Here is a 12,735-nt window from a genome sequence, read left to right on the forward strand (position 1 = left end):
GAAATGGTCGATAAGGATTTGCTCTCCATTCAGGAGGTGCGCGCACTGGTTCGCGCTGCGCGCAAGGCGCAGCCGGAATTCGCACAGATGAGCCAGGAACGTGTGGACGCCGTGATCAAGGCCGTTTCCGAAGCCACCGCTGCCCAGGCTGAAACGCTGGGTGCAATGGCTGCGGAAGAAACCGGCTTTGGCAAACCGCAGGACAAAAAGACCAAGAACCTGCTTGCCAGCGAAAAGGTCTATGCCTGCATTCGCGACATGAAGACCGTGGGCATTCTTTCCACCAACAACGAGACCAAGGTTGTGGAAGTGGCCGTGCCCGTGGGTGTGATTGCGGGTATTGTGCCCTCCACCAACCCCACGTCCACCACCATCTACAAGTCGCTCATCTCGCTCAAGTCGGGCAATGCCATTGTGTTTACGCCTCACCCCAGCGCCCGCAAGTGCATTGCCAAGACGGTGGAAATCATTCAGGGCGCGCTGCGCAGCTGCAACGTGTCACCCGATCTGGTGAGCTGCATCACCATTCCCACCATTGAAGGCACCAACGAACTGATGAAGATCTGCGATCTCATCCTTGCCACTGGCGGCCCCGGCATGGTCAAGGCCGCGTACAGCTCCGGCACGCCCGCACTGGGAGTGGGCGCTGGCAATACGCCCGCCTTCATTGAACGCACCGCTGATATCGAAAGCGCCGTGACCAAGATCATGAGCAGCAAAACTTTCGACAACGGCACCATCTGCGCCTCCGAGCAGTCCATCGTCACCGAATCCTGCATCGCCGCCAAGGTGCGCGCCACGCTGGAAGCCCAGGGAGCCTACTTCCTCCAGGGCGAAAAGCTGGAAAAGGTCAAGAACGTCATGGAACGCGGCAATGGCAGCATGAACCCCGCCATTGTGGGCCGCGACGCCCTGACCATTGCACGCATCGCCGGCATCGACGTACCCCAGGGTACGCGCCTGCTCGTTTCGGACGAAAAGGGCGTTGGCCACAAGTATCCTTTCTCCAAGGAAAAGCTCACGGCCCTGCTCGGCTTTTACGTGGTGGAAGACTGGCATGAAGCCTGCGAACTGTGCACCGCCCTGCTGCACAACTGCGGCGCGGGCCACACCCTTGCCATCCACTCCAACAACGAAGAAATCATCCGCGAATTCGGCCTCAAAAAGCCTGTTTCGCGCATCATGGTCAACACGCCCGCCACGCAGGGCGCGGTGGGCCTCAGCACCGGGCTGTTCCCCTCGTTCACCCTGGGCTGCGGGGCCGTTGGCGGCAGCGCCACTTCCGACAACGTCACGCCCATGAACCTGATCAACATCCGCCGTGTGGCCTATGACCTCAACTCCCAGTGCTGCTGCTCCGGCAACGGGCACGGCGCGGACAGCCATGCTGCCCCTGCCGCCTCCTGCTGCTCCGGCAGCGGGCATGGCACGTCTGCTCCGGCAGCTGGCGCTGGCAACATTGATATCAACGCCGTCACCGAACTGATTGTGGCCGAGCTGAAGAAGGTTCTTTAGCAGCTACACCGGGCTGGCCAGTGCCCGCCCAATGTAACCGTAACAGCCCGTTATTGCGGAATGCCCCCAACGGCATGACCCGCTCAGGGGCACAACAACATACGCAAATAACGCAAGGAGAATAGCTATGACCGCTTCCGCCAACGCTCTGGGCATGATCGAAACCCGTGGTCTTGTGGGCGCCATTGAAGCCGCCGATGCCATGGTGAAAGCCGCCAACGTAACCCTTATTGGCCGCAGCCAGGTGGGTTCCGGCCTTGTCACCGTGATGGTGCGCGGCGATGTGGGCGCTGTTAAGGCCGCCACTGACGCCGGCGCCGCCGCTGCCAAAAAGGTGGGCGAACTCGTGAGCGTGCACGTGATCCCCCGCCCCCACAGCGAAGTGGAAATGATTCTGCCCAAGCGCGAAGCCTAGTCTTTGCCGTATCTGGCCCCCGGCGCACACTGACGGGCAGCGCGCTGCACGCGAGCAGCGCCGGGGGAGCCACAGGCAGAACGCCTCTACGGAAACGGCGCGGCGTTGCCCATAAAAAACGCCCGCCAAAGGAATTTGAGCCTGCGGCCCGATTCCCGCGTATTTACAAGGCGGTTGCCCAATGCGCAGCCGTTGCATGCTGGAGCCAAGATGAACGAACAAGCGATCAAGGACATTGTGACAGATGTTGTGCGCAAGGTGCTGACAGAGCAGTGCGCCAGCAGCGACAGGGAAGAAACCATGAACGCCGGACCCATCCCGGTGGAGATTTCCGCCCGTCACGTCCATCTGAGCGTCGAAGATGCGCTGTCGCTGTACGGTGAGGCCCTGCGACCCGAAAGGCCGCTCTCGCAGCCGGGACAATTTTTGTGCGTTGAACGTGTGCGGCTGATCGGCCCCAAGGGCGTCATGGACAAAGTGGCCGTTCTCGGCCCCGCCCGCAGCGTTTCGCAGATCGAGCTTTCCAAGACCGATGCCCGCATTCTGGGCATCAATCCTCCGGTGCGCCAGAGCGGCGACACCAAGGACACCCCTGGCATTGTGCTTGCATCCACCACGGGCATTGTGGGCCTGGAATCGGGCGTGATTGTTGCCGCCCGCCACATCCACATGCACACCGATGATGCCGAACGCTTCGGCCTCAAGGACAAGGACAAGGTAGCCGTGCGTCTTGATACGGAACGGCCCATGATTCTTGAAGACGTGCTGGTGCGCGTGAGCGACTCCTTTAAACTTGCCATGCACATAGATGCGGACGAAGGCAACAGCGCAGGATGGAAGCCCGGCGTCACCGGCGTCATCGTGCGGCGCTCAAGGGGCTGATATGGACTTTGCCGCAGCGGACAAACTGATCGCCACGCTTGACCAGTGCCGGGAAAATCCCCGCAAGGTCAGCCCCACGGAACCCCTTTATGTGGGCGTAGACCTTGGCACCGCGTACATTGTGGTGGTTGTGGTCAACGCCAAACGCGAGCCTGTGGCCTGTGCCATGCGCTTTGCCCAGGTGGTGCGTGACGGTCTGGTGGTGGACTACGCGGGCGGCGCGCGCATTGTGCGCGAGCTGACCGAAGAGCTGGAAGAACGCCTTGGCCGCAAGCTTGAAAATGCCGCCATCGCCGTTCCGCCCGGCACCAGCGAGCGCGACTGCGCAACCCATCGCCATGTGGCGGAGGCCGCTGGCTACCGCGTTACCGCCCTGCTTGACGAACCCACTGCGGCCAACAGCGTTTTGCAGGTGCGCGACGGCGCCATCGTGGATATCGGCGGCGGCACCACCGGCATTGCCCTGTTGCAGGACGGCAAGGTTGTGTACGTGGCGGACGAACCCACGGGCGGAACGCACGTTTCGCTTGTGCTGGCGGGTAATTACGACATTCCTTTTGACGAAGCTGAAGACCTGAAAAAGGACGCGAGCCGCCACAAGGAACTTTTGCCCGTGGTGCGGCCCGTGATTGAAAAGATGGCGGCCATCGTCAAGAAGCACATTCAGGGGCGCAAGGTTTCGGCCCTGTACCTTGTGGGCGGCACCTGCTGCCTCGCTGATATGGAATCCATCATCCAGAAAGACACCGGCGTGCCCACATTCAAGCCCGCCAATCCTTTTCTGGTGACGCCGCTTGGCATAGCCCTCAACTGCACAGACTAGAGCATTTTGCTTTTACGAATATAATTCAAAGCCTTAAATGATTATAGGAGCGCGGCTTATGCCCGTGGAACTGAACACACTTATTACCGCCGTGGTGCGGGCCGTGCTGGATCAGCTTGATACCAGGCCCGCGTCTGTGGCTCTGGTGCTGGCCCCCAGGGACGAAGCCCTCGCCCGCCAGGTGGAAAAGCGCCTCGGCAGCGCCATGCAGGTGTGCTTTCAGGGGCAGAGCGCCGGGCAGGAACCGACCCTCTACATCCTGCCTGAGCTTTCCTGCCCGGATATGGCGGATCTGGCGCTGGGGCGCGGCTCAAGCCTTGCCCAGCGCGAAGTGCTTGACCTGCTCTTGCAGGGCAAACAGGTGCGCACCCTTGGCTTTGCTTACCGCGCACACGCCGCCACTGCCCCGGACGCGCTTTTGCGCCTGTATGAAGAATATGAAGCGCGGCTTGCGGCCTTTGGCCTGACAGAACTCGTCGAGGCCGCGCCGGAGGCGTCGCGCACACGCGATTGTCTTATAACCGCAAACCATGTGGCCGAGGCCGCCGCAACGGGCGCGCGCACCCTGCGTGCTCCCCAAGGGGCCGTTGTAACACCGCTGGCGCAGGATGCGGCGGCGGAACGCAACATGACCATTTTGAAAGATCTGTAGGTGTCGCATGCTGATAGGCATTGTCGTCGGTAACGTATGGGCCACGCGAAAGGAAGATTCCCTCAACGGGCTCAAGCTCATGGTGGTACAGCGCCTTGACCTCGCCCACAACAGGCTGGCCGAAAGTTTTGTGGCGGTGGACTGCGTGGGAGCCGGTATTGGCGAGCGCGTGCTTATCACCACCGGCAGCCCGGCCCGCAAGGCTCTGTACAATCAGGAATCCCCTGTTGATGCAGCCATTGTGGGCATTCTGGATCAGGAAGAAATGATGGGCAAAAGCCCGGAGAGCGAATAGCTCATGGATACGCTGGGCATTGTGGACAGCCGCAGCATAGCCGCTGGGGCGGAGCTGGCCGACATCATGCTCAAGGCCGCTCCGGTCACGCTGGTGCGCGCTTCCGTTGTGTGCGCAGGGCGCTTTCTCATCCTTGTGGGGGGAGACAGAGAGGCGGTAGACGCCTCGGTGCAAGCCGCCAGAGCAACGGAAGCGCGCCTTGCGGGCAGCTATGTTGTTTCCAATGTGTCCAGCCAGGTACTCAATGTTCTGCGACGCATGCCCGCTGAAATCGGCGGCGCGGCCCTGGGCGTTGTGGAATGCCGCAACGCGGCAGACAGCGTCATAGCGGCAGACAAGGCCGTCAAACAGGCGGCGGTATCTTTGATGCGCATGGTTCTTGGCCAGGGCATCGGCGGCAAATCGTACTTTGTGCTGACAGGCGATGTGGCCGCCGTGCGTGAAGCCGCAGCCGCAGCCGCTGACGTGCTGGGCAACAATCTGATGCGTATGGTGGTCATTCCCCAGCCCGACCCGGAAGTGGTCAGCGCGCTGGCGGGCACGGCGCGGCGTAACGCCAATGACGCCCAACAATAACCCGCGCCTGCGGAACGAACGAGGCACATATGGGAAAAACGCTGATAACCATTGATAATCTTGATCAGTTCATCCACGGCAACAAGCTTGTGATGGACTCCGCTAAGATTCTGACCCCCGGCGCACGCGATGAACTTTGCAAACGCGGCGTCCAGATAAGCTACGACGAGACCACCGCGCACTGCGCACACGGCGAATGCTCGCAGCACGCGCATGACGGGCACGACGAACACTGCGATGACCTGCTCATCGGCGTGGCCGCCATCATCAAACAGCACTATGGCATCACCGATCCCGATGAACTGCGGAAAGTGACGCTGGAAACCGTGGCAGTGATCGGCAAGAGCCTTCACGCTTAAGCCTCTGCCGCGCATACGCAAACATAAAAGGAGATTACAATGGCTATAATGACTGACGCTCTCGGCATGGTTGAAACCCGTGGTCTTGTTGGCGCTGTGGAAGCTGCCGATGCCATGGTCAAGGCTGCCAACGTGACCCTCATCGGTCGCGAACAGGTGGGTTCCGGTCTGGTGACCGTGATGGTGCGCGGCGATGTGGGCGCTGTTAAGGCCGCCACCGATGCGGGCGCTGCCGCCGCCTCGCGCGTGGGCGAACTTGTGAGCGTGCACGTGATCCCCCGTCCCCATGAAGAAGTGGAAATGATTCTGCCCAAGTGCAAATAAAGCCTGAAGCCGGGCTATGTGATTGCGGCGGGTGCGGTTAGGGCAGTTTACGAAGGAAATGGGGTAACTGCTCTGCAAGGGTTTTTCTGAAAATCCTTGCCACGAAATGCGAGCAGACAGGCTTTGCCTGTCATAAGCGAACATTTCAGGAGTGAAATGCTCTGGCGGCCCGCTTTGCGATAATTCCAGTGAGAGGACATCATGGGAAAACCAATTGTTGACGCCATTCGCGCGGCTGGCGTGGTAGGTGCGGGCGGCGCAGGCCTGCCCACGCACGTCAAGGCCGACGCCGCCGCGCAGACGGTGCTGGTCAACGGGGCTTCGTGCGAACCGCTGCTGATGAGCGATCCGTATCTGATGGAAACACAGGTGGACACTCTGGTGCGCGGCCTCGAGGCCATGATGGATTGCACAGGGGCCGGGCGCGGCATCATCTGCCTCAAGGGCAAACACGCCCATGCCATGCAGAGTGTGCGCGAGGGCGTTGCCCGCCTTGGCAAGGGTCGCATCGAGGCCTTTGAACTGGGCGACTTCTACCCCGCCGGCGACGAGCAGGTGATGGTGTATGAAGTGCTGGGCGGCATTGTGCCCGAGCGTGGCATTCCGTTGCAGATCGGCGCGGTGGTAAGCAATGTGGAATCGCTCTGCAATGTGGCCCACGCGCTGGACGGCAAACCTGTGACCCACCGCTACCTCACCGTGGGATGCGAGGTGCGCAAGCCCATGGTGGTGCGCGTGCCGGTGGGTACGCGGGTTGCCGAGGTGCTGCAATTTGCGGGCGGGCCGACCATTGACGAATATCGCGTGGTGGACGGCGGCCCCATGATGGGCCGAGTACTGCCCGATACGGATCAGCCCGTCACCAAAACCACAAGCGGCCTCCTTGTGCTGCCGCCCGACCACAACGTGGTGTGCCGCAAGGTCATGGACCCGCACACGGTCAAACGCCTTACCAACACCATTTGCTGTCAGTGCTCGCAGTGTACCGATCTTTGCCCCCGGCAGTTGCTTGGTCACAGCCTGCACCCGCACCGGCTTATGCGCGTGCTTGACGGGCAGGCCGTGGATTCGCCCATTGCGCGCGAGGCCCTGCTCTGCTCCGAATGCGGCATCTGCGAAAAGTTCGCCTGCCCCATGGGCCTTTCGCCCAGGGAAGTGAACGCGCAGCTCAAAAAGGAACTCATGGCCGCCGGGGTCAAGTGGGAAAACAGGGGCGAACCCCTCGTGGCCTCGCGTTTTCGCGATGACCGCAGGATTCCCACCAGCCGCCTTGTAAGCAGGCTTGGGCTTGCGGGTTATGAAGCGCACCCGCACTTTGCAGGCGATTACACGCCTTCGGAAGTGCGTATTCCCCTGCGCCAGCACATAGGCGCGCCCGCTCTTGCCGTGGTGCATGCGGGCGATCACGTCAAAACAGGCGACCTCATCGGTGAAATTCCCGAGGGGGCCATGGGTGCGCGCGTACACGCCAGCATTGACGGCGTGGTCACTGCCGTTGAAAACGGCATCATAACCATCAAGGCGTGAGGCAACAGGTGAGCGGCATGAAATTACGCACTATTGGCTGTGTGGAACTGAACAGCATCGGCGTGGGCATTCAGACGGCGGACGAAATGGTCAAAGCCGCCAATGTGGAGCTGGTTATCTCCCGCCCCACCTGCCCTGGCCGTTATCTTGTGGTCATCACCGGCGATACCGGAGCCGTGACCAGCTCCGTGCAGACCGGTTTGCACCTGGGCGCGGATCTGGTGGTGGATTCCTTTATCATCCCCAACGTGCACGAAAGCGTCATCCCAGCCATGAACGGCACCGCCATCAGGGAAAAGATCAACGCTCTCGGCATTATTGAAACATATACCGCAGCCTCCTGCGTGCTGGCGGCGGATGCCGCAGCCAAGGCTGGCGATGTGCACCTTGTGGAACTGCGCCTTTCTGCGGGCCTGGGCGGCAAAGCCTTTGTGCTCATGACGGGCGAGGTCAGCGCCGTGCAGTCTTCTGTGGACGCTGGCGCTGCCAACGTGACGGACGGCGGCCCGGTGGTCAGCAAGATTGTGATCCCCTCGCCCAGCGACGATCTCAAAAAGCAGTTGCTCTAGAAGTAGACGAACTTTGAAATGTGAAGCATTTCAAAGTTGAAATGCTCTAACCAGTTTACTCCCGGGCAACCCCTTGCGCGGGGAGCCAGACTCCCCGCGCGAGCATCACACCCCCTCAAGCAAACAGGCAGCCGCACCATGGAAGAAGCGAAACAGCGCGTCATACAGGAGTATGTGCCCGGCAGGCAGATCACTCTGGCGCACCTCATCGCCAGCCCCCAGCGCGACATTCCCCTCAAGCTCGGCCTTGACGAAAGCGCAACGGACGCCATCGGCATACTCACCATCACGCCCAGCGAAGGCGTGATCATTGCCGCAGATATAGCCACCAAGGCCGCAGATGTGCAGATCGGCTTTCTGGACAGGTTTGGCGGCTCCCTGCTGCTCACAGGCGATGTGGCCAGCGTGGAAGCCGGTCTGCGTGAAGTGCTGCGCTATTTTGGCGATGTGCTCCACTACGCCCTGACCGATTGCACCCGGTCATAGGCCAGCCGTGCGCCGTATTATGCTTATGGGCGAACGGGGGGTGGGCCGGCGCACCGTTGCCCGCCTGCTGGGCTGCACCGTGCCGGATCTGCGGCGTACCATGGCCGTGGAATACGCCGGAGAGTTTGTTTTTCCCCCGCCGGAATTTCTTGAAAACCGCCGTTTTTACTGCGCCCTCATCACTCTGGCCACGGAATGTGCGGCCATTCTTTTTGTGCAGGACGCCACCCGCCCAACCTCCGCCTTTCCGCCGGGTTTTGCCCGCATATTCAATCGCACCATCGTTGGCGTCATCAGCAAGACAGACATGGACGCAGCCAACACGGAACGCGCCCGACGCTTTCTGCAGAGCGCGGGGACAGCGCAAATCGTTGCGCTGAGCTCCGTCACCCTCGCTGGCGTGGACGAACTGCGCGCCGCTCTGCCCCTCAAAGCCTGATTCCTTCAAAGATACTGCCACCGTAAGTCCCGCGCTGCCTGCCATTCCCCTGTATTATCCGACCCCGCAATATGTACCAATTCAGTCAATATTCATGCAGAGATTGTTTTCTCTAGCATGATCTTGGCGCAAAGATGCGCACACCCGCACTCTAGAGTTAAGATTTATACCTGCTGCATAAAAAAAGGACAAAACTGACAATCATTTTCTTATTCATTAAGAACAAACAGCAGTGCTCAATGAAAAATGCATCTATTACTTATGTATTGGAGTAAAAAAATCCATTTAACTGCAACTTATAAATATTGCCGCACATGACATGATCTTTCCTGTTTTCGTGAGCGTATTCACTTTAAAAAATTTTTGTGCTAACCATTCAAATCTAGGCCTGTTTTTGGAGAAATTTTCGCAAAAAGGCCAATACGTATAAAAAAAAATATGATTAATTGATCCCATATTCCCAACCTATAAACAATCATATTATCGCTTTTTAACGTGTTCATTGCTTAATCAGTGAGTGCAATTTCAAAATTTTTATGTATAACAACGTCAGTTCACAGCATTATAGGGTGCGTACTGCATCCCATAACTGGCGCGGCATTGGAAAGATTACCACCCACGAAAATGAGAAAAACCGCACAAATTCCAAACAAGGCATAATCATTTAATAAAATGTGCCGAAAGGCTCTGCGTTACTGCGGCATTGCCCTGCGAAAGATATAGGGTTTCCGCACTGATTCACGATTCCTGGTTTTACGTTTTTTGAAGTGACAAAGTCCCGCTCCTCACTGGCGCTACTGGCTGGCTACAAAAACAACCATCAAAGAGAACGTGATGATGCTGTATTTAGCTAAAAAATGTATTATTTCAGCCTTGTTCATAGTATTTATTCAGCTATTTTTTGTCCAAGCAGGCAATGCAGACAATTCAAAAACGTACATTGGCTCTAAAAACTGCGCTCCCTGCCATGAAGAGCAGTACAATTCTTTTATCAAGCATTCTAAAAAAGCCCATTCATGGAATTCTGTAGCCATCATGAAGCCCAAACTCAAGGAGCACGAGCTTCAAAAATGCTACGAATGCCACACCACAGGCTACAACAAGGGCGGATTCAAAAGCATAGAAACAACGCCCGAGCTGGCCGATGTTGGTTGCGAGACCTGCCACGGCCCAGGCAGCGAACACGCGGAAAATCAGGACCCTCAATCCATCAGCAGAAAGCCTGCCGTGGAAACCTGCACGGCATGCCATAATTCCGAGCGGATTCAGGATTTCAAATTCAAGCCACTGATCTTTTCCGGCGCGCACTAGTTCGGGGGTAACAATGCTTTTATCCAGATCGCTTAATTTCAAAATCACTGTATCCATTGTCACTATTACGTTTCTCGTCATAAGCTGTATAATGTCTCTGGAATATGCTGGAGTTAAAAAGCTTATGACTGATGAAATCCGCTCCAGCGCGCACATGGAAACAGGGCTGATCTACATGGGCATTGAAAAGCCCATGATCGTGGGCGACAACAAGGGAACAGCAGACGAATTCGGCAAGATCAAAAGCAAATTCGGGCATATTGCCGCCTATATGACTTCATACACGGGCAATATCACCTACAGCACGGACGACACCACCCTGCGCAAAGATTTTGCAGCGGTAGAAACGGACAAGGAGCTGGCGGGCCTGCATATGCGCGGCCTCAAGCAGCCCATCGAGGAAGCCGTTTTTATTGACCAGAACGGAAAAAAACTTCTGGGCAGCGTTTTTTCCATTGCCAACCAGCGCAGGTGCCATCACTGTCACGGCGAATCAGAACCAATCCTTGGCCAGCTGGTGATGAAACTTGACGTCACCAATGCCTGGACCGCCATGGAAAACCAGTTGCTGCGCACGTCCATCATGGGGGCTTTGGGTCTGCTGGCCCTCATTGTCTTTACGGTGCTGGCGATCCGCCATTTTCTCATTCGCCGGATTTCGCGGCTTGTTGCCAATGCCGGACAGGTGGCAGCAGGCAACCTTGCCGTGGAATTTGACCAGCAGGGCAAGGACGAACTTGCCACGCTCTCCACCGACATTGGCAAAATGGTGGCGCAGCTCAAAGACAAGCTTGGCTTTTCAGAAGGCGTGCTCAACGGTATTGCCGCCCCCTGCCTGATCATTGGCGCGGATAAAAAAATTCTCTGGCTTAACCAGCATCTGTGCGATCTTCTGGAAAAAACCGCAAAGCCGCAGAGTTTTCTCGGTCTGACATCTGGCAAATTTCTGTGGAATGACGAAAACCGCGAAACCACCGCCGTACGCGCCGTTTTGCACCGCAAAAAGTTTGTGGCCGAGAGGGAGCTCCCGACGGAAAAAGGCAATCTGCGCCACGTCACTGTTACTGCCACGCCTTTTTTTGACATGGATAATACCCTCATGGGTTCGGTAACATTCTGGAACGACATTACCGAGATCAGAAAAAATCAGCGCCAGATTGAAAAGAACGGCGCAATGGTTGCCAGAGTCGCGGAAAACGCTGGCGAAATTGCCACCCACCTTGCCCATATATCCGACCAGTTGCTGGAACGCATCGGCCATACCAGCGAAGGCACGGCCAACCAGCAAAACAGAATACGCGAAACCGCCACCGCCATCGAAGCCATGAACGCCTCCATAGTTGATGTGGCGCGTAACGCTGGCGATGCCTCCGGCAATGCAGATCAGGCCCGGCAGCGCGCCCAGAGCGGTCAGAAGATCACCGACCAGTCCATTGAGGCCATAGCCGATGTGCGCAAGCACACCACGACCATGAGCACCGGCCTGCACGATCTTGGCAGCAAGGCGCAGGACGTGGGCAAAATCCTTGGCATCATCAGCGATATTGCAGACCAGACAAACCTGCTGGCCCTTAACGCCGCCATTGAGGCCGCCCGCGCTGGTGATGCCGGGCGCGGATTTGCCGTGGTTGCCGATGAAGTGCGTAAACTGGCGGAAAAAACCATGCAGGCCACCATGGAAGTCTCCTCCGCCGTCAAAGGCATTCAGGACAGCGCTCACAGCAATATTGCGCTGATGGATGAAACAGACGCCAGCGTACAGCAGGGTGTGGAGCTTGTGACGCAGGCCGGGGAAGCCTTGCAGGAAATTGTCACCCAGGTCATGCAGACCGCCGACATGATCGGCATAATCGCCACCACGGCTGAAAAGCAGTCTGCCGCTTCTGAAGAAATCAACGGCAACATTGGCACGGTTGATTCCATCGCGCTGGATATTTCCAACGCCATGACGGAGCTTGGCGTCACCGCCCGTGAGGTGGCCCAGTTGGCCGCCGACCTGCGCGAAACCATTGCCTCCATGAGCAACGGAAACGGCAACGGACACAGCGGTTCCTAGAAAGGCACAACCTCTGCCAATGGCGCGCCGGGCGTGCAACCGGCCCAGATAGATCAATTCATTAAAAGCTGCGGCGAACGTTTGTTTGCCGCAGCTTTTATTTCGCCCTCTTGACACTGATCAATTAATGTTGAAATATCATTTCATGGAAAGCAAAACTGCCGCCAACATCTTTGAAGCCCTGTCGTCCGAGGTACGCCTCGATCTGTTCAGGCTGCTGGTCAAAAATGCTCCGCAGGGGCTGGTGGCTGGAGAAATTGCCCGTCAGCTGGATATCCCCTCCACCAACCTATCTTTTCATCTCAAGGCCGTTGTGCACAGCGGGCTGGTGACGGTTGAAAAGGAAGGACGGTTTATGCGCTACAAGGCCAGCATCCCCCTGATGCTTGAGGTGATCGCCTACCTCACGTCAGAATGCTGCTCCGCCAACCCCGGTGAATGCCAGAGGTTCCGGGCAGCAAGCGGCGTTGCACCAGGTATCTTGCCGAAGTTATAGGGGAAAGTGT

Annotated in this window: 16 protein-coding genes; all 16 read left to right on the forward strand. The window is 57.8% G+C overall.

Features of this window, described 5'->3' with window-relative positions; translation table 11 throughout:
* Nucleotides 1-3: 3 nt before the first annotated feature.
* Nucleotides 4-1,515, forward strand: a complete 1,512-nt coding sequence (locus tag ACUZ79_RS11600; RefSeq protein ID WP_449251700.1) for an acetaldehyde dehydrogenase (acetylating) — start codon at nt 4-6, stop codon at nt 1,513-1,515.
* A 127-nt stretch (nt 1,516-1,642) separates the two neighbouring features.
* Entirely contained in the window at nt 1,643-1,930 is a 288-nt protein-coding gene (locus tag ACUZ79_RS11605; protein WP_022658528.1) for a BMC domain-containing protein, read from the forward strand.
* Between the two features lie 210 nt (nt 1,931-2,140).
* The gene (locus ACUZ79_RS11610) at nt 2,141-2,812 is read left to right on the forward strand and encodes a phosphate propanoyltransferase (protein WP_192111450.1); all 672 of its coding nucleotides are present in this window, start codon (nt 2,141-2,143) and stop codon (nt 2,810-2,812) included.
* Nucleotide 2,813: 1 nt separating this feature from the next.
* Nucleotides 2,814-3,635, forward strand: coding sequence for an ethanolamine utilization protein EutJ (eutJ, locus tag ACUZ79_RS11615; protein ID WP_215647776.1), 822 nt, complete (start codon nt 2,814-2,816; stop codon nt 3,633-3,635).
* A 58-nt stretch (nt 3,636-3,693) separates the two neighbouring features.
* Nucleotides 3,694-4,287: a hypothetical protein gene (locus ACUZ79_RS11620; protein ID WP_449251701.1), complete on the forward strand. Its 594-nt coding sequence runs from the start codon at nt 3,694-3,696 to the stop codon at nt 4,285-4,287.
* Between the two features lie 7 nt (nt 4,288-4,294).
* On the forward strand, nt 4,295-4,582 hold the full coding sequence (locus ACUZ79_RS11625) for a EutN/CcmL family microcompartment protein (RefSeq protein WP_022658524.1): 288 nt from the start codon (nt 4,295-4,297) through the stop codon (nt 4,580-4,582).
* A gap of 3 nt (nt 4,583-4,585) precedes the next feature.
* Nucleotides 4,586-5,158 carry a BMC domain-containing protein gene (locus ACUZ79_RS11630; RefSeq protein ID WP_240824675.1) on the forward strand — a complete coding sequence of 191 codons (573 nt, stop codon included), beginning with the start codon at nt 4,586-4,588 and terminating at the stop codon, nt 5,156-5,158.
* Between the two features lie 29 nt (nt 5,159-5,187).
* Nucleotides 5,188-5,517 carry a hypothetical protein gene (locus ACUZ79_RS11635; protein ID WP_449251702.1) on the forward strand — a complete coding sequence of 110 codons (330 nt, stop codon included), beginning with the start codon at nt 5,188-5,190 and terminating at the stop codon, nt 5,515-5,517.
* Between the two features lie 45 nt (nt 5,518-5,562).
* A complete protein-coding gene (locus ACUZ79_RS11640) occupies nt 5,563-5,841 on the forward strand; it encodes a BMC domain-containing protein (RefSeq protein ID WP_108702565.1) in 279 nt (92 codons plus the stop codon).
* Nucleotides 5,842-6,042: 201 nt separating this feature from the next.
* Entirely contained in the window at nt 6,043-7,368 is a 1,326-nt protein-coding gene (locus tag ACUZ79_RS11645) for a 4Fe-4S dicluster domain-containing protein (RefSeq protein ID WP_449251703.1), read from the forward strand.
* 17 nt (nt 7,369-7,385) lie between these two features.
* Nucleotides 7,386-7,937 (forward strand): BMC domain-containing protein, encoded by a 552-nt coding sequence (locus ACUZ79_RS11650; protein WP_192111444.1) that lies wholly within the window; start codon nt 7,386-7,388, stop codon nt 7,935-7,937.
* 138 nt (nt 7,938-8,075) lie between these two features.
* On the forward strand, nt 8,076-8,423 hold the full coding sequence (locus ACUZ79_RS11655; protein ID WP_192111443.1) for a BMC domain-containing protein: 348 nt from the start codon (nt 8,076-8,078) through the stop codon (nt 8,421-8,423).
* A 7-nt stretch (nt 8,424-8,430) separates the two neighbouring features.
* Complete coding sequence (locus tag ACUZ79_RS11660; protein ID WP_449251704.1) at nt 8,431-8,862, forward strand: EutP/PduV family microcompartment system protein; 432 nt, start codon at nt 8,431-8,433, stop codon at nt 8,860-8,862.
* Nucleotides 8,863-9,696: 834 nt separating this feature from the next.
* Nucleotides 9,697-10,173 (forward strand): multiheme c-type cytochrome, encoded by a 477-nt coding sequence (locus ACUZ79_RS11665; protein ID WP_449252178.1) that lies wholly within the window; start codon nt 9,697-9,699, stop codon nt 10,171-10,173.
* Between the two features lie 124 nt (nt 10,174-10,297).
* On the forward strand, nt 10,298-12,229 hold the full coding sequence (locus ACUZ79_RS11670; RefSeq protein WP_240824679.1) for a methyl-accepting chemotaxis protein: 1,932 nt from the start codon (nt 10,298-10,300) through the stop codon (nt 12,227-12,229).
* A 145-nt stretch (nt 12,230-12,374) separates the two neighbouring features.
* Nucleotides 12,375-12,725 carry an ArsR/SmtB family transcription factor gene (locus tag ACUZ79_RS11675; RefSeq protein ID WP_240824680.1) on the forward strand — a complete coding sequence of 117 codons (351 nt, stop codon included), beginning with the start codon at nt 12,375-12,377 and terminating at the stop codon, nt 12,723-12,725.
* Nucleotides 12,726-12,735 lie beyond the last annotated feature (10 nt).

The sequence above is a fragment of the Desulfovibrio faecalis genome, assembly GCF_053570625.1.

Coding starts and splice junctions, on each gene's coding strand:
- ACUZ79_RS11600 (WP_449251700.1), top strand. CDS start 4: ATGGTCGATAAGGATTTGCTCTCCATTCAGGAGGTGCGCGCACTGGTT.
- ACUZ79_RS11605 (WP_022658528.1), top strand. CDS start 1,643: ATGACCGCTTCCGCCAACGCTCTGGGCATGATCGAAACCCGTGGTCTT.
- ACUZ79_RS11610 (WP_192111450.1), top strand. CDS start 2,141: ATGAACGAACAAGCGATCAAGGACATTGTGACAGATGTTGTGCGCAAG.
- eutJ (WP_215647776.1), top strand. CDS start 2,814: ATGGACTTTGCCGCAGCGGACAAACTGATCGCCACGCTTGACCAGTGC.
- ACUZ79_RS11620 (WP_449251701.1), top strand. CDS start 3,694: ATGCCCGTGGAACTGAACACACTTATTACCGCCGTGGTGCGGGCCGTG.
- ACUZ79_RS11625 (WP_022658524.1), top strand. CDS start 4,295: ATGCTGATAGGCATTGTCGTCGGTAACGTATGGGCCACGCGAAAGGAA.
- ACUZ79_RS11630 (WP_240824675.1), top strand. CDS start 4,586: ATGGATACGCTGGGCATTGTGGACAGCCGCAGCATAGCCGCTGGGGCG.
- ACUZ79_RS11635 (WP_449251702.1), top strand. CDS start 5,188: ATGGGAAAAACGCTGATAACCATTGATAATCTTGATCAGTTCATCCAC.
- ACUZ79_RS11645 (WP_449251703.1), top strand. CDS start 6,043: ATGGGAAAACCAATTGTTGACGCCATTCGCGCGGCTGGCGTGGTAGGT.
- ACUZ79_RS11650 (WP_192111444.1), top strand. CDS start 7,386: ATGAAATTACGCACTATTGGCTGTGTGGAACTGAACAGCATCGGCGTG.
- ACUZ79_RS11655 (WP_192111443.1), top strand. CDS start 8,076: ATGGAAGAAGCGAAACAGCGCGTCATACAGGAGTATGTGCCCGGCAGG.
- ACUZ79_RS11665 (WP_449252178.1), top strand. CDS start 9,697: ATGATGCTGTATTTAGCTAAAAAATGTATTATTTCAGCCTTGTTCATA.
- ACUZ79_RS11670 (WP_240824679.1), top strand. CDS start 10,298: ATGACTGATGAAATCCGCTCCAGCGCGCACATGGAAACAGGGCTGATC.
- ACUZ79_RS11675 (WP_240824680.1), top strand. CDS start 12,375: ATGGAAAGCAAAACTGCCGCCAACATCTTTGAAGCCCTGTCGTCCGAG.